19 protein-coding genes are annotated in these 14,479 nt (G+C 28.8%); 16 read left to right on the top strand and 3 right to left on the bottom strand.

Translation table 11 applies throughout. From position 1 onward, the window contains the following. Positions 1–37: 37 nt before the first annotated feature. Positions 38–1,336 carry a TIGR00341 family protein gene (locus tag AAC008_RS05090; protein WP_339887817.1) on the top strand — a complete coding sequence of 433 codons (1,299 nt, stop codon included), beginning with the start codon at positions 38–40 and terminating at the stop codon, positions 1,334–1,336. A gap of 3 nt (positions 1,337–1,339) precedes the next feature. After that, a complete protein-coding gene (locus AAC008_RS05085; protein WP_339887816.1) occupies positions 1,340–1,741 on the top strand; it encodes a DUF2721 domain-containing protein in 402 nt (133 codons plus the stop codon). On the opposite strand, the gene AAC008_RS05080 is transcribed toward AAC008_RS05085, so the two are convergent. Further along, the gene (locus AAC008_RS05080) at positions 1,742–2,365 is read right to left on the bottom strand and encodes a murein L,D-transpeptidase catalytic domain-containing protein (RefSeq protein ID WP_339887815.1); all 624 of its coding nucleotides are present in this window, start codon (positions 2,363–2,365) and stop codon (positions 1,742–1,744) included. Positions 2,366–2,436: 71 nt separating this feature from the next. Between AAC008_RS05080 and rlmH the strand changes: the two genes are divergently transcribed. Then, complete coding sequence (gene rlmH, locus AAC008_RS05075; RefSeq protein WP_339887814.1) at positions 2,437–2,910, top strand: 23S rRNA (pseudouridine(1915)-N(3))-methyltransferase RlmH; 474 nt, start codon at positions 2,437–2,439, stop codon at positions 2,908–2,910. A 59-nt stretch (positions 2,911–2,969) separates the two neighbouring features. Here rlmH and AAC008_RS05070 read toward each other — a convergent pair whose 3' ends face one another. Continuing rightward, positions 2,970–3,686 (bottom strand): hypothetical protein, encoded by a 717-nt coding sequence (locus tag AAC008_RS05070; RefSeq protein WP_339887812.1) that lies wholly within the window; start codon positions 3,684–3,686, stop codon positions 2,970–2,972. A 33-nt stretch (positions 3,687–3,719) separates the two neighbouring features. Continuing rightward, positions 3,720–4,577: a dihydropteroate synthase gene (folP, locus tag AAC008_RS05065; protein WP_339887811.1), complete on the bottom strand. Its 858-nt coding sequence runs from the start codon at positions 4,575–4,577 to the stop codon at positions 3,720–3,722. Positions 4,578–4,664: 87 nt separating this feature from the next. On the opposite strand from folP, the gene AAC008_RS05060 reads away from it, so the two are divergent. The 13 genes from AAC008_RS05060 to AAC008_RS05000 all read left to right on the top strand — a co-directional run bounded on the left by AAC008_RS05060 (position 4,665) and on the right by AAC008_RS05000 (position 14,455). After that, positions 4,665–5,207 (top strand): DUF1599 domain-containing protein, encoded by a 543-nt coding sequence (locus tag AAC008_RS05060; RefSeq protein ID WP_339887810.1) that lies wholly within the window; start codon positions 4,665–4,667, stop codon positions 5,205–5,207. A gap of 72 nt (positions 5,208–5,279) precedes the next feature. Then, positions 5,280–6,359: a MauE/DoxX family redox-associated membrane protein gene (locus AAC008_RS05055; RefSeq protein ID WP_339887809.1), complete on the top strand. Its 1,080-nt coding sequence runs from the start codon at positions 5,280–5,282 to the stop codon at positions 6,357–6,359. 6 nt (positions 6,360–6,365) lie between these two features. Then, positions 6,366–6,863, top strand: a complete 498-nt coding sequence (locus AAC008_RS05050; RefSeq protein ID WP_339887807.1) for a TlpA disulfide reductase family protein — start codon at positions 6,366–6,368, stop codon at positions 6,861–6,863. An 82-nt stretch (positions 6,864–6,945) separates the two neighbouring features. Then, positions 6,946–7,695: a triose-phosphate isomerase gene (tpiA, locus tag AAC008_RS05045; protein ID WP_339887805.1), complete on the top strand. Its 750-nt coding sequence runs from the start codon at positions 6,946–6,948 to the stop codon at positions 7,693–7,695. Positions 7,696–7,806: 111 nt separating this feature from the next. Further along, a complete protein-coding gene (locus tag AAC008_RS05040; protein WP_339887803.1) occupies positions 7,807–8,706 on the top strand; it encodes a DMT family transporter in 900 nt (299 codons plus the stop codon). 35 nt (positions 8,707–8,741) lie between these two features. Then, positions 8,742–9,095 (top strand): MauE/DoxX family redox-associated membrane protein, encoded by a 354-nt coding sequence (locus tag AAC008_RS05035; RefSeq protein WP_339887802.1) that lies wholly within the window; start codon positions 8,742–8,744, stop codon positions 9,093–9,095. 4 nt (positions 9,096–9,099) lie between these two features. Beyond that, a complete protein-coding gene (locus tag AAC008_RS05030) occupies positions 9,100–9,702 on the top strand; it encodes an alpha-ketoglutarate-dependent dioxygenase AlkB (protein WP_339887801.1) in 603 nt (200 codons plus the stop codon). 139 nt (positions 9,703–9,841) lie between these two features. Next, on the top strand, positions 9,842–10,123 hold the full coding sequence (locus AAC008_RS05025) for a DUF2805 domain-containing protein (RefSeq protein ID WP_339887800.1): 282 nt from the start codon (positions 9,842–9,844) through the stop codon (positions 10,121–10,123). A gap of 119 nt (positions 10,124–10,242) precedes the next feature. After that, positions 10,243–10,515 (top strand): DUF2089 family protein, encoded by a 273-nt coding sequence (locus tag AAC008_RS05020; RefSeq protein ID WP_339887799.1) that lies wholly within the window; start codon positions 10,243–10,245, stop codon positions 10,513–10,515. A gap of 13 nt (positions 10,516–10,528) precedes the next feature. After that, on the top strand, positions 10,529–11,008 hold the full coding sequence (locus AAC008_RS05015; protein ID WP_339887797.1) for a hypothetical protein: 480 nt from the start codon (positions 10,529–10,531) through the stop codon (positions 11,006–11,008). Continuing rightward, positions 11,001–11,585: a YIP1 family protein gene (locus AAC008_RS05010; RefSeq protein ID WP_339887796.1), complete on the top strand. Its 585-nt coding sequence runs from the start codon at positions 11,001–11,003 to the stop codon at positions 11,583–11,585. Before AAC008_RS05015 ends, AAC008_RS05010 begins: the two co-directional genes overlap by 8 nt. A gap of 2 nt (positions 11,586–11,587) precedes the next feature. Next, the gene (locus AAC008_RS05005) at positions 11,588–12,508 is read left to right on the top strand and encodes an alpha/beta hydrolase (protein WP_339887795.1); all 921 of its coding nucleotides are present in this window, start codon (positions 11,588–11,590) and stop codon (positions 12,506–12,508) included. Between the two features lie 84 nt (positions 12,509–12,592). Continuing rightward, on the top strand, positions 12,593–14,455 hold the full coding sequence (locus AAC008_RS05000; protein ID WP_339887794.1) for a peptidase M61: 1,863 nt from the start codon (positions 12,593–12,595) through the stop codon (positions 14,453–14,455). Positions 14,456–14,479 lie beyond the last annotated feature (24 nt).

Raw genomic sequence — 14,479 nt, 5'->3', positions numbered from 1 at the left:
AAGAAAATGTATTTTTACCCTAAAGAAACTAATTAGCATGAATAACATATTAGACAATTTTAAATTAAACAGGGAAAAAGAAAACTTTAAAGATGTTATAGAATCTATCAATAATGGTGTTGATTTTCAAGGAACAAATCTCTGGGTTTTAGTATTTGCTATTTTTATAGCGTCATTAGGTCTAAATATAAATTCACCCGCAGTAGTTATTGGAGCCATGTTAATTTCTCCTTTAATGGGTCCCATTATGGGATTGGGTTTAGGAATGGCTATTAATGATTTAACTTTACTTAAAAAAGCAGGTTACAATTATCTTTTTGCTGCTGCCGTTGGTCTTGTTACTTCAACTTTATATTTTGCTATTTCACCAATAAATGATGCTCAAACTGAAATATTGGCTAGAACTTCTCCAACGATTTATGATGTCTTGATTGCTTTTGTTGGTGGTTTAGCCGGAATTTTAGCTACTTCGAGTAAACTTAAAGGAAACGTTATTCCAGGTGTCGCTATTGCAACTGCCTTAATGCCTCCCTTGTGCACTGCTGGCTATGGCTTAGCAACTTTAAGATGGGAATATTTTTTAGGTGCTTTCTATTTGTTCTTAATTAATACTGTTTTTATTGCTTTAGCTACCTTAATCACCGCACGCCTTTTAAAATTCCCTTTTAAGGTTCATCCTGATGAAAAAGAAAAAGCTAGAGTAAATAGAGTTGTTTGGATAATAGTAATCATAACTTTAATTCCAAGTATTTATTTTGGATACGACATAGTGCAAAAAAACAAATTTGAGAAAAAAGCCAACGAATTTGTAAATAATGAGGCTAATTTTCCAGATAATTATTTATTAAAAAAAACTATTAATCCTAAAAGCAAGGAAATTGTATTAACTTATGGAGGATTATTAATAAAGGATAGTGCTGTCAATGTTTTAAGAGCTAAATTAAATAAATATTATCTTCAAGACTGTAATTTAAAAATTCAACAAGGTTTTTCATATTTAAATGAAAGTAACAATAACGATGAGGAAAAATTATTAACTAATGCTATTAGTGAAAAATCCATTCTTATCGAAAATCTATCTAATCAATTAGACAGCATTCATAAACAAAAAACATTAACTACTCAAATTTACAAAGAACTAAAAGCCCAATATCCAACTATTGAAAATTTTGTTTTGCAACCTTCAATTTTAGTTAATGACTCTATTCAAAAAAACATTTGGATTTCAAATTTAAAATCAAAAGAAAAAATCAATTCAAAAGAAAAAAAACAGATGAAAGAATGGTTGAAAGTTAGATTAGACACAGATGAAATTATAATGAACTTCGAAAATTAAATCATGACATTAAACATAGAAACTCCAGCTTTACTTTTTTCTGCAACTTCTTTAATTTTATTGGCTTATACTAATCGCTTTTTAACTATAGCTCAAATTGTTCGTGGTTTAAAAAAAACTTATGATCAAGAACATACTAAAAATATCTTACTGCAAATTAAAAATTTAAATTTAAGATTGACTTTAATTCGTTACATGCAATTGTTTGGGGTAATGTGTTTGTTTTTATCAGTTTTTGCAATGCTTTTACTTTTTTTAAATCAACAAATGATTGGCATTTATCTTTTTGGAGCAAGTATGCTTTGTTTACTTGTTTCTCTAGCTTTATCTTTTTGGGAAATTAGCATTTCTGTAACTGCATTAAGAGTTCACTTGAGTGATATGATAGAAGAAGAAAAAGAATAATTACTCAATAATCCAAAGTAAAACAGGCTTTTCTGATGTTTTTAATTTTTCATCTAACACTTTCATAAATTCATTAGAAACAGCAGGACAACCCCAGCTTAAAGGTGAATATTTTGGATATATTTCTGTATTCTTAACTGCATTCCAAGAATGAAGAACAACAACTCTCTCAACTGCTTTGTTATTAGAAGTTTCTAAACCATGCAACCAATATTTTACATTAATTCCCCAACTGCTATAATCTCGTTTTCCAATTTTATATTTCCCAATTGAAGAACAATGACTACCTTCCTTATTACTAAACTTGACCTTTTCCCATTTAGTATCGTTGTCTTCAAATTTATCGCAACTTCCATGAGTAACAAGATTTTTATCTGTAACTTTTTTAGCTATAAAATCATAAATAAAAAATCTTTTTTTACCTGAATGAATGCTCAAATCAACTAAAAAATAATAGTCTTCCTCAAAACCTTTTTCTTTACAAAATGCTAAAGCTCCTTTATGGGTTTTTGAATAATCTTTCTTTGACTCTTCAATAACTTTTATTTCAGAAAATAATTTATTTGAAGAAGTATCTTTACAACTTATAAAAGCGAAGAATATGAATACTAAAATATTTTTCATTAAAAAGGATTATAAGTATTAAACTCAAAACAAAGAATTTTATTTTAATTACTTTTGTAGAAAATCAGAAAATGAACATCAAACTAATTACGATTGGCAAAACAGACAATAAAAATCTTCAAACCTTAATTGAAGAATACACCAAACGTTTGTCGTTTTACATAAAGTTTGATTTGGAAATTATTCCTGATATAAAAAACGTTAAAAACCTTTCCGAAGCTCAACAAAAAGAAAAAGAAGGAGAATTGATTTTATCTAAAATAACTCCAACTGATAATCTAATTTTATTAGACGAAAACGGAAAAACTTTTTCAAGTGTTGGGTTTTCAGAATTTCTACAAAAGAAAATGAATGCTGGAATTAAAACCTTAGTTTTTGTAATTGGTGGACCTTACGGTTTTAGCGAATCAGTTTACCAAAAAGCAAATGGAAAAGTCTCTTTATCGGAAATGACTTTTTCGCATCAAATGGTTCGGTTGTTTGTAATTGAACAGCTTTATCGTGGTTTTACGATTTTAAAAAATGAACCATATCATCATCAGTAGGAAAAATAGATTATTAGACTTTTAGATTGTTCGAATAATCAAATAATCGAACAATCAAATTACAATTTACACCCGCATTCTGGTAATTTCTTTGTATCGTAAATAAACTCAATTGGAGAAAATGCTATGCTATCTGATAAAACTTCATTAAGCATAACTTTATTTTGAATGTATTGGTCATGCGTTAAATTTACTTCAAAATTTAAATGCAATAAAGCTGGTCTTCCTTGACTTACAAATGGAACATAGTCTTTTATAAATTCGACAAATTCTTCTCTTTCAATATCATTCCCGTCAACGGTAATTTTATTTTCTTTATTGAAATTCACACTGAAGTTTTGAAAACTCAAATACACTTTGTTATTATCAATGATGTAAAACTTAGAAAATTCATTATCATATCTATATGAGACATTTGTAAAAGGTAAAAAAGCTAAATTTTTTCCAATCGAATCTGCATAAGAGTAAACATTAATTGCTCCTTCTTTTGTATGGGATGAGTTTTTCTTTTTTTCTTGCAATTTCATCACTTCTGGAATGACTAATTTTAAAGATAAACGCTTATCAATATTGAAAACCCAATTGGTTGTACTGATGGTGTTCTGGCGATTAACTTCAAAAGTTGTGTCTTTTTCTGTAACTTTAAAAAACATGTAAACAGGTGAATGATCCTGAATATCTTTTAAAATTGTTTTATTAGATTTTGGCAATTGCACATCTTGTTTTTTACAAGAAATAAAAAGTAGAGCTATTGATATAAAAAGTAATTTTTTCATGTTTTCTTTGTCATTCTGAACTTGATTCAGAATCTAATTTAATTTATTGAATAAAGTGACACATTCCACAGCTTCTTTAACATCATGAACACGTAGAATTTTTGCTCCTTTTTGTAATGCAATTGTATTTAAAACGGTTGTTCCATTTAAAGCTTCTTCTGCTGAATTTTCTAATGTTTTATAAATCATAGATTTCCTCGAAATTCCTGCCAATAATGGCAAATCTAATATTGAAAATAATTCTAATTTCTGAAGCACTTCATAATTCTGTTCCAACGTCTTGGCAAAACCAAATCCTGGATCAATGATGATGTCATTCAAACCAAAACTTCTTGCAACACTAATTCGTTCTGAAAAATAATAAATCATCTCCTTAACAATATCTTCATAATTTGTCAGACTTTGCATATTCTGAGGATTCCCTCTCATGTGCATCATAATATAAGGAACTTGTAATTTCGCCACCGTTTCAATCATTTTTTCATCTAACATTCCTGCCGAAATATCATTTACTATAGTAACTCCATTTTCAACAGCAATTTTAGCAACTTGACTTCTAAAAGTATCCACAGAAAGTAAAATAGTAGGAAATTTTTCAATCAATAATTCAATAATAGGCAACAAACGATTGAGTTCTTGTTCTTCTGAAACAAATTCTGCATTGGGTTTACTCGAATAGGCACCAACATCAATAAATGTTGCACCATCTTTCAACATCTTTTCAACTTGATTTAAAATCTGAGCTTCATCTTTATACTTTCCACCATCATAAAATGAATTGGGTGTAATATTTAAAATCCCCATAACTTTGGGTTGCGATAAATCTATAAGTTGTCCTTTGCAATTAATAGAAGGTTGTAGGTTGTAAGTTGTAGGTTGTAGGTTTTCCATCTTTTGTCTGAAAATCTGCTTTCTGAAAATCCGAAAATCTAAAAAAAAGCTCTATTTTTGAAAATTATATACAAAGATACAATTCTAATGAAGAATACATCAAAACAATATGATTCAATTATTGCAATTTGCAGAGAATTATATTCTAAGAAAATGAAAGATTACGGTAGTGCATGGAGAATTTTGCGTTTGCCATCACTAACCGACCAAATATTCATAAAAGCCCAAAGAATTCGAAGTTTACAAGAAAATGAAGTCCGAAAAGTAGATGAAGATGAAACATCTGAATTTATTGGAATCATCAATTATTGCATCATGGCTTTAATTCAAATTGATAAAGGAATCGCTGATCAACCTGACTTAGGTTTTGAAGAAGGTATAAAATTATATGATGAAAAGGTAGCGCTAACCAAAGAATTGATGGAAAACAAAAACCACGATTATGGTGAAGCTTGGAGAGAAATGCGTGTAAATAGTTTAACTGATTTGATTCTACAAAAGTTACTTCGCGTGAAGCAAATTGAAGACAACAAAGGCAAAACTTTAGTTTCTGAAGGAATTGATGCCAATTATCAAGACATGATTAACTATTCCATTTTTGCATTGATATTAATGGGTAAAGATTCATAATAACAACGCTATAACATTCTATTAACAAAATTTAATTTTAGAAATTGTAATTTTACAATTCAACTTTATTTTATGAACAAATACGCACTTTCTTGGATAATTAGAATCATAATTGCTGGCCTTTTTATACTATCAGCAGTTGCAAAATTATATCCTTCACCTTATTTTGCTATATCAACTTTTGAGGTAAAACAGCTTTATCCTTTAGGTTTTACAGAAAACATAGCTCCTTATTTTTCTAGATTTTTAATCGGAATTGAATTAGCTTTAGGATTATTATTTTTATTACCTGTCAAAATCAGAAAAGTAATTACACCTGCTTCTATATTATTATTAGCTGTGTTTACCATTCATCTGGCTTATGAAACATTTAAAACGGGTGGGAATTCTGGAAACTGTGGTTGTTTTGGAAGTCTATTGCCAATGACTCCCATCGAAGCAATTATAAAAAATATTGTTGCTATTGGGTTATTAATTTGGTTGCTTATGCTTAAAATCCCTGACACTGTAAAAAGTCGTTTGTGGTTTACTTCAACAATAACATTAGCCTCTGTTTTAGGATTGTTTATGTTGGCTCCAATTAGACCCGTTGAAACAATACTTGAAAACCCAACAACAGAAGAAATTAATGCTATTATTCCAATTGAAATAGATTCAACTTTTATAAATTCTGAACCTGTTATTTCTGAAACAAAGAAAGATACTGTCAAAAAAACAGAAGAAATAAAAGAAGTTGTTGACGAACCAAAAGCATCAAAATCAGGTTATGCCAAATTTTATGCTGATATAGATAAAGGTAAAAAAATACTTTGCTTTTTTGCACCAGGTTGTGACCACTGTCAACACGCAGCTAAAGAGTTAACAGCTATGCGAAAAAAAGACAAGAATTTCCCAGAAGTGAAAATTATTTTTATGAATGAAGAAGCTTTCAAAATTCCTGAATTCTTTAAAATCGCAGAAGCAACTTATCCGTATAAAATCATTGAAATTATTCCATTTTGGAATGAATTAGGTGATAACCGAAATACTCCTGGAGTTTTATACTTATGGAACGGAAATAAGATTAAAATGTATGACGGAATTGATGCAAATCAATTTAATGGAAAAGCCTTAGAGAAAATGGTAAAACAACCTTATTCAAAAATTAAATAAAAAGCAATGAAAAAAATAATTTCAATAATCGCAATAGCTTTAGGTACATTTTCATGCTCACAAGCACAACAAACTGAATTTAAAGAAGAAGCTTTATCAAATACAATGAAGACTGTCGAAAACACAGACATCACTTTTCAGGAAATTTTAAAAAAATATGAAGGAAAAACTATTGTTATTGATGTTTGGGCTTCTTGGTGCAGTGATTGCATCAAAGGAATGCCTAAAGTCAAAACCTTACAAGAAAACTATCCTGACGCAACTTATTTATTCCTTTCTGTAGACAAAAATCATGATTCTTGGCTTAAAGGTATTGAAAAATATGACGTTCAAGGAGAACATTATTTAATCGCTGACGGAATGAAAGGTGTTTTTGGAAAATCAATCAATTTAAGTTGGATTCCAAGATACATGGTTGTAGATAAAACTGGAAAAATTGCTTTATTTAAAGTAATTGAAGCTGATGATGACAAGTTGATTGAAACATTGGAGAAACTAAAATAAAACTGATGATTCGATTATTAGATTATTAGATATTTCGAAAATCTAATTGTCAAAAAATCGAAAAATCGAAAAATCATAAAAAATGAGAAAACACATCGTTGCAGGAAACTGGAAAATGCATAAAAACAATCAAGAAACCATGTCACTTCTTGAAGAAATTATATTAAAAAAAGAAGCAAATAATACTGAAATAGTTGTTGCACCAACATTTGTAAACCTTTTAACTGCTGTTGAAACAACAAAAGGAAAAGGAATTACGGTTGCAGCTCAAAACATGCATCAAGCAGAAGGTGGTGCTTTTACAGGTGAAATTTCGGCTGACATGCTTACATCAATTGGTATAAACACTGTAATTATTGGACATAGCGAAAGACGTGCTTACTTTCATGAAACTGATGCCTTATTAGCACTTAAAGTTGACACTGCATTGAAACATGAAATGCGTGTAATTTTTTGCTTTGGTGAAGAATTAAAAGACAGACAAATAAACAACCATTTTAATGTAGTAGAATATCAATTACGTGATGGATTATTTCATTTAGATAAAAGTGCTTGGAAAAATATTGTTCTTGCTTACGAGCCTGTTTGGGCAATTGGAACTGGTGAAACTGCTTCCCCAGCTCAGGCACAAGAAATGCATAAATTTATCCGTACTTTAATCGATAAAGTATATGGGCAAGAAGTAGCTGAAAATGTTTCAATTCTTTATGGTGGAAGTGTGAAACCTGATAATGCAAAAGAAATTTTCTCAAATCCTGATGTAGACGGTGGTTTAATTGGTGGAGCAGCTTTAAAAGCAGATGATTTCTTGGCAATTGTAAACGCTTTTTAATATAAAACAAATAACTTTTAAAAGGATTTACTTTAACTAGTAAATCCTTTTTTATTTTAGACAACCTATAAAAAGAAAAACTATCTTTGCAGGCTTTTTAAAAATTAGAAAATGTCGAACAACAATATTATTAAAGGAGTTTTTTTAGTTGGGTTAGGTGCAACGAGCTACGGAATGTTAGCTACGTTTGTAAAACTTGCTTATCAAGAAGGTTTTACAACTGCTGAAGTAACTTCATCTCAATTTATATATGGAATAATTGGAATTTTAATTATCAATTTATTTCAAAAACAACAAGCTAAAACTGTTGCATTAAAAGCTACTAAAAAGAATGTTTTTCAATTGATGTTGGCTGGTACTTCATTAGGAATGACAAGCGTTTTCTATTATTTATGTGTTAAATATATTGATGTTTCCATAGCAATTGTAATGTTAATGCAATCGGTTTGGATTGGTGTTTTATTAGAATGGTTTTTAGATAAAAAAGCACCCTCAAAACAGAAGATATTTGCAGTTATTATTGTTCTTTTTGGAACTTTATTAGCAACCAATTTATTAAACTCAAGCGTTGAAATAGAATGGAAAGGTTTATTTTTTGGATTCTTAGCTGCATGTTCATTTACAACAACAATGTTTACGGCAAATAAAATCGCACTCGGAATTTCATCAGCACAAAGAAGTTTATACATGCTTCTAGGTGGTGCAGTTATTGTGGCTGGTTTTGCTTTATTTACGCAAACGACACCTTTTAACACGGAAATTTTTATGAAATGGGGAATTGTTTTAGCCCTTTTCGGAACTATAATCCCACCTATGTTAATGAATTCTGGATTTCCTCATATTGGATTAGGTTTAGGAAGCATTGTTTCCTCTTTGGAATTACCAGTTTCTGTAATGATGGCTTATTTTATTTTAAACGAAACAGTTGTTGTTTCACAATGGCTTGGAGTTCTTTTAATTATTTTTGCTATCGTGATTATGAATATTAACTTTTCTAAAATTCGTAAATAATCAATTGATTTCATTAAATTCGTAAAAAAGTAACTATGAATTTACCTTGGCATCAATATGTAATGGCTTTTATTTATATCATTGCTGGTATAAATCATTTTAGAAATCCAAAACTGTATATTAAAATAATTCCTCCTTATATTCCTAATGCTTCTTTAGTAAATAAAGTAAGTGGTTTATTAGAAATTGTATTTGGAATTATGTTATTATTTGAAGTATTAGCCCCAATTGCTGCAATAGGAATAATCATTTTATTACTTGGTTTTTTTGCTACTCATTTTTACATGTTACAAAATGAAAAAGCAAGTTTAAGATTACCTAAATGGGTACTAATTTCACGACTTCCTTTGCAGTTTCTTTTGATTTATTGGGCATATTTATATATCTAAAAAAATGCTAAATCTATTCCCAGAAGAAAAAATAATTTTAAACTTACCTGATGCGGTATTTGAGTACTATCCAAACTTTTTAAATAAAGAAAAAGCAGATGAACTCTTTAAGTTATTATATAATGAAATTCCTTGGAAACAAGACACAATCACTGTCTATGGAAAAAACCATTTACAACCCAGACTAACTGCTTTATATGGCAACGAAGGTAAGCCTTATAAATACTCAAATATAATTATGAATCCTTATCCATGGAATGCAACTTTAATATATTTAAAGGAGTTAGTTGAAGAAAAAGCAAATCACAATTTTACAACTGTACTTGCAAATTTATATAGAAATGAAAAAGATAGTAATGGCTGGCATGCTGATAATGAAAAAGAATTAGGTCGAAATCCAATAATTGCGTCAATTAGTTTGGGAGAAGAACGTAATTTTCAACTGAAACACAATACTATAAAAGAAGCCAAACAAAATTTAATTTTAAAACACGGGAGTTTAATTTTGATGAAAGAAGGTAGTCAAATTCATTATAAACATCAAATCCCTAAATCAACAAGTTCTAAAAAACCTAGAGTAAATTTAACGTTTAGAACAATTTTATAAATATTTCTTATAAAATTAATTAATTAACGTTTATATTTTATCAAATTGTTAAAAATAAAATGAATATTGAAAAATTGCACATTTTTTGCTAATATTGTAATTAATAACCCTTTAAAAAATGTGAAGTAATTCTCATAAAATGAAAAAAAGTAAAATTTCAGAATTAGACAATGAAACTTTAGAGCGAATTGTTAGCATGGCTCAAGAGGAGAAAAAACCTTATGAAGTCATTAAAGAAGAATTTGGTATTGTAGAAAATGATGTCAATGAATTTATGCGAAAGAAACTCAATAAAGAAAAATTTGAGTTATGGAAAAAGAAAGCCATTGCAAGCAAACCAAAACCAAAACCAATGAAATTTAATGTCATTGAAGACGATGATTTAGACGCAAAATACTACATAAAAAATAAATTTGATTAAATTTTAACGCTTGTTCATCAAGCGTTTTTTTTTTACTTTTATTTAAAAAAAATAAAATATACTTTAATTTTATTAATTTTATATTAAATAATATTTATATTTGTATAAATATATTTTATATGAAACCTAAATTTCCTAAAAATTGTCCAAGCTGTGAAAGCACTCTTGTTGTAACGCAATTAAGTTGTCAAAACTGTGAAACTACAGTTTCTGGAAATTATCCACTACCTATATTATCACAACTTTCAGAAGAAGAACAAAACTTTATTCTTCAATTTTTCCTAACCAGCGGTAGTCTAAAAGAAATGGCAATCCAAATGGGAAACAGCTATCCTACTGTTCGCAATAAATTAGATGATATGATAGAGAAGATTAAAAAATTGAATGATTGAAAATTTAAAAATTATGGAAGAAAAAATCTTATTTGAAGAAAAACAGCAATTTCGACAATGGTGGTTCTGGTTATTGATTTTAGGCTTAAATGGTTTTATATTTTACAAAATATTTATTGAAAAAAACTATGGGAATAGTTCAAAAAGTTTAGCCATTATTCCTATTGTAATAGTGCTTTTAGTATCTATACTTTTCTATATTATGAGTCTAAAAACTAAAGTACATAACGACCGAATTGAAATTAAGTTCTTTCCTTTTGGAATTCATAAAACATACAAATTTCAAAATATTGAAAAAATAGAAGTCATAAAATACAATCCAATTGTGGATTATGGTGGTTGGGGAATTCGATTAGGTGCTTATAATATCTCTGGCAACAAAGGATTAAAAATACATTACACTAATAAGAATTCTTTCAAAGACTCTATTTTAATAGGAACTCAAAAACCAGAAGAACTATCAAAAATTATAAAATCAATACAAAATGATTAAAACACTTTTAAATCCATTTGAAAAATTTTCTGAAAAGCAATTGCTTATTTTTGGAATATTATTTTTGTTTATTGGTTCTTTTTTAGGACATCAATTCAATGCAATATTTGATAGTATTTTACATATTTCCTTTACAAACAAAGTTAGCTTTATCAATCATTTACTTCAAAATATCGTTTTAACGCTCATTTTGTCCATTTTTTTATTTGTTTTGGGAAAATATTTCAATTCAAAAACCAGGTATATAGATATTTTAAATGTAAGCCTAATTGCCAGAATTCCGTTTTACCTAACAACTCTTGCAAATATTAATGATGCATCTTCAACTATTTCCAACAAACTCTTAGAAAGTCTAAGTGATTTAAATAGTATAACTATTTCAACCCAAGAATATTTTATTTTATTCCTAACATCAATACTAAGTTTAGTTGGAATAATATGGCTTGTCGTCTTATTGTGGAATGGTTTCAAAACAGCTACAAATGCAAAAACGACCAAACAGATTGTATTATTTATTCTTGTAATTCTTATTGCAAATTTCATATCATCATACACTTATCAACTTTTAAATATCTAAAAATGAAAAAAATTATATTCTTATTACTATTTCCACTAGTTGTTTTCGCTCAAGAAGTAAAAACAGAAGATGTCGAAGTAAACTTACTAATAAAAGGAACGCTTTTCTCGTTAGAGAACACTTTATCAAAACCAAATTTAGTAATCATAATTGCTGGTTCTGGCCCAACTAATAGAAATGGAAATCAGCCTGGAATGCAAAATAATTCCTTAAAATACTTAGCTGAAGCTATTGCTAAAGACGGAAATGTTGCTTTTAGTTTTGACAAAAGAATCATTTCCCAAATGAAAGAAGGAACCTTAGACGAAAAATCACTTCGTTTTGATGATTTTATTACTGATGTAAAAGAGATTATCACTTATTTCAAAAACCAAAAAAAATACAATAAAATCATTATTGCGGGTCACAGTGAAGGTTCTTTAATTGGAATGATTGCTGCAAAAGACAATGCAGATGCTTATATTTCTTTAGCTGGTGCAGGAAGAACTATTGATTTAATTATTACAGAACAAATTGAAAAACAAGCTCCTTTTTTGAAAGCTAAAACCGAGGAAAACTTCAAAATTTTAAAAGAAGGAAAAACTTTTGAGTTAGAAAATCAAATGTTAGCTTCTATTTTTAGAGAAAGCGTTCAACCTTATATGATTACTTGGATGAATTATAATCCGCAAGAAGAAATTAAAAAATTAAAAATGCCTATTCTCATCATAAATGGCACAAAAGACATTCAAGTAGCAGAAAGTGAAGCTAAATTATTACACGAAGCAAATCCAAATTCTGAACTAAAAATTATTGATAAAATGAATCATATTTTCAAAGAAATCAATGCTGATGAAGAAAATATAAAATCTTATTCTAATCCAGATTTACCAATCATCAATAAATTATCTGAAACTATTAATTCATTTATAAAATCACTTTAAATTGTAACATTTTTCAATAAAAAACTACTTATTGGTACTATTAAATTTTCAGCACAAAAAGATGCTGAAATAAATTCAGCTTAAATGAAAAAAATAATTTTAACGCTTGCACTAGCAAGTTTCTTATTTAGTTGTAAAACCGCAACTACAAACGCTTCAAAACAAAATGATGTAGAAGTTACTATTGATTTAGTTAACGTAAAAGAAGACAAAGTAATGGTAAGCATTCTTGCTCCAACTTTTACTACTGAAACAGCAACATTTAATATTCCTAAAATCGTTCCAGGAACTTATTCTGATGATGACTACGGTAAATATATTGAAGATGTAAAAGCTTTTGATGCAAAAGGAAATCCTTTAAGAGTTACGAAATTAGATGTCAATTCTTATACTATTAGTGACGCTACTAAATTATCAAAAGTTACTTATCTAGTTAACGATACTTATGATATTGAAAAAGGTGGTGGTTTTGGCGAAAGTGATGATGTGTTTTCTCCTGCTGGAACAAACATTGATGCAGGAAAAAACTTCATGCTAAACTTACACGGTTTTGTAGGTTACTTCACAACTAAAGAAGAAACACCTTATAAGCTTACAATAACTCATCCAGCAACTTTATTAGGAGTTTCTGCTATGAACGATTTAGATGCTACAGATACTTCAGATGTATTTATGGCTTCAAAATATGCTTCTTTGGTTGAAATGCCAATTATGTATGCTAAACCAGATTTTACTTCATTTATGGTTGATGATATGGAAATTATCATTTCAGTTTATTCTCCAACAGGAAAATACACGGCTAAAGAAATTACTCCTTACATGGAAAACATGATGCGTGCGCAAAAGAAATTCTTAGGAAAATTTGATGCCACAAAAAAATACGCAATCTTATTATACCTATCAAGCATGTCACCAACTGACGCAAAAGGATTTGGTGCATTAGAACATCCAACTTCTACAACAGTTGTTATGCCAGAAATGATGGGCTTAGAAATGCTTCAAGAACAATTAAAAGATGTAGTTTCTCACGAATTTTTTCATATTGTAACGCCATTAACCGTTCATTCTAACGAAATTCAATATTTTGATTTCAACAAACCTCAAATGTCAGAACATTTATGGATGTATGAAGGTGTGACTGAATATTTTGCTAACTTATTCCAAGTAAATCAAGGACTAATCGAAGAAGATGCTTTTTACCAAAGAATGTCAGAAAAAATTGCTCAAGCAAGCAACATGAATGACAAAATGAGTTTTACTAAAATGAGTAAAAACGTTTTAAAAGATCCTTACAAAGATCAATATATAAATGTGTATCAAAAAGGAGCTTTAATTGCAATGTGCTTAGATATTGAAATTAGAGAAAAAAGTAACGGTCAAAAAGGTATTTTGCAATTAATGCAAGATTTATCTAATGAATATGGAACTAAAAAAGCATTTAAAGATGAAGAGTTATTCGCTAAAATCACTGAATTAACTTACCCATCAGTTGGAGCATTTTTAAACAAATATGTAGCAGGAGAAACGCCAATTCCTTACTCAGAATACTTTGCTAAAATGGGAGTGACTGAGTCAAAAGTTGAAGCAACTGGGAATCCATTTTTAGTTGGAGGAAATCAACCTATTATTTCTTATAATCCTGAAACAAAAGCCTTTTTCTATTTACCAGAAATTGAAATCAATGCTTTTATGAAAGAATTAGGATTAAAAAACAATGATATTCTTCTTGAAATTAACGGGACAAAATTAGACTTAACTAATATTAATCAAACGGTTGGTGCTTCTTTTGGATGGAAAGATGGTGATGCAATCACTATGAAAATCAAACGTGATGGAAAAGAAATAGACATCAAAGGAAAAATAGTTATGCCAAAAGAAACTAAAGAAGGTTATATGGCAACTGACAAAAGTAAAGAAGCTTTACGTGAAGCTTGGTTAAAAGGTTAATCATTCTATTTTGTCATCCTGAAC

The sequence above is a fragment of the uncultured Flavobacterium sp. genome (assembly GCF_963975515.1).
In the GTDB taxonomy this organism is placed as follows: Bacteria; Bacteroidota; Bacteroidia; order Flavobacteriales; family Flavobacteriaceae; genus Flavobacterium.
The sequence above is the reverse complement of the archived record's forward strand: the minus strand, read 5'-3'. Positions and strand labels throughout refer to the sequence as shown.

Excerpts from the sequence above, each read along its gene's own strand:
- AAC008_RS05090 (WP_339887817.1), top strand. The coding sequence starts at position 38 with ATGAATAACATATTAGACAATTTTAAATTAAACAGGGAAAAAGAAAAC.
- AAC008_RS05085 (WP_339887816.1), top strand. The coding sequence starts at position 1,340 with ATGACATTAAACATAGAAACTCCAGCTTTACTTTTTTCTGCAACTTCT.
- AAC008_RS05080 (WP_339887815.1), bottom strand. The coding sequence starts at position 2,365 with ATGAAAAATATTTTAGTATTCATATTCTTCGCTTTTATAAGTTGTAAA.
- rlmH (WP_339887814.1), top strand. The coding sequence starts at position 2,437 with ATGAACATCAAACTAATTACGATTGGCAAAACAGACAATAAAAATCTT.
- AAC008_RS05070 (WP_339887812.1), bottom strand. The coding sequence starts at position 3,686 with ATGAAAAAATTACTTTTTATATCAATAGCTCTACTTTTTATTTCTTGT.
- folP (WP_339887811.1), bottom strand. The coding sequence starts at position 4,577 with ATGGAAAACCTACAACCTACAACTTACAACCTACAACCTTCTATTAAT.
- AAC008_RS05060 (WP_339887810.1), top strand. The coding sequence starts at position 4,665 with ATGAAGAATACATCAAAACAATATGATTCAATTATTGCAATTTGCAGA.
- AAC008_RS05055 (WP_339887809.1), top strand. The coding sequence starts at position 5,280 with ATGAACAAATACGCACTTTCTTGGATAATTAGAATCATAATTGCTGGC.
- AAC008_RS05050 (WP_339887807.1), top strand. The coding sequence starts at position 6,366 with ATGAAAAAAATAATTTCAATAATCGCAATAGCTTTAGGTACATTTTCA.
- tpiA (WP_339887805.1), top strand. The coding sequence starts at position 6,946 with ATGAGAAAACACATCGTTGCAGGAAACTGGAAAATGCATAAAAACAAT.
- AAC008_RS05040 (WP_339887803.1), top strand. The coding sequence starts at position 7,807 with ATGTCGAACAACAATATTATTAAAGGAGTTTTTTTAGTTGGGTTAGGT.
- AAC008_RS05035 (WP_339887802.1), top strand. The coding sequence starts at position 8,742 with ATGAATTTACCTTGGCATCAATATGTAATGGCTTTTATTTATATCATT.
- AAC008_RS05030 (WP_339887801.1), top strand. The coding sequence starts at position 9,100 with ATGCTAAATCTATTCCCAGAAGAAAAAATAATTTTAAACTTACCTGAT.
- AAC008_RS05025 (WP_339887800.1), top strand. The coding sequence starts at position 9,842 with ATGAAAAAAAGTAAAATTTCAGAATTAGACAATGAAACTTTAGAGCGA.
- AAC008_RS05020 (WP_339887799.1), top strand. The coding sequence starts at position 10,243 with ATGAAACCTAAATTTCCTAAAAATTGTCCAAGCTGTGAAAGCACTCTT.
- AAC008_RS05015 (WP_339887797.1), top strand. The coding sequence starts at position 10,529 with ATGGAAGAAAAAATCTTATTTGAAGAAAAACAGCAATTTCGACAATGG.
- AAC008_RS05010 (WP_339887796.1), top strand. The coding sequence starts at position 11,001 with ATGATTAAAACACTTTTAAATCCATTTGAAAAATTTTCTGAAAAGCAA.
- AAC008_RS05005 (WP_339887795.1), top strand. The coding sequence starts at position 11,588 with ATGAAAAAAATTATATTCTTATTACTATTTCCACTAGTTGTTTTCGCT.
- AAC008_RS05000 (WP_339887794.1), top strand. The coding sequence starts at position 12,593 with ATGAAAAAAATAATTTTAACGCTTGCACTAGCAAGTTTCTTATTTAGT.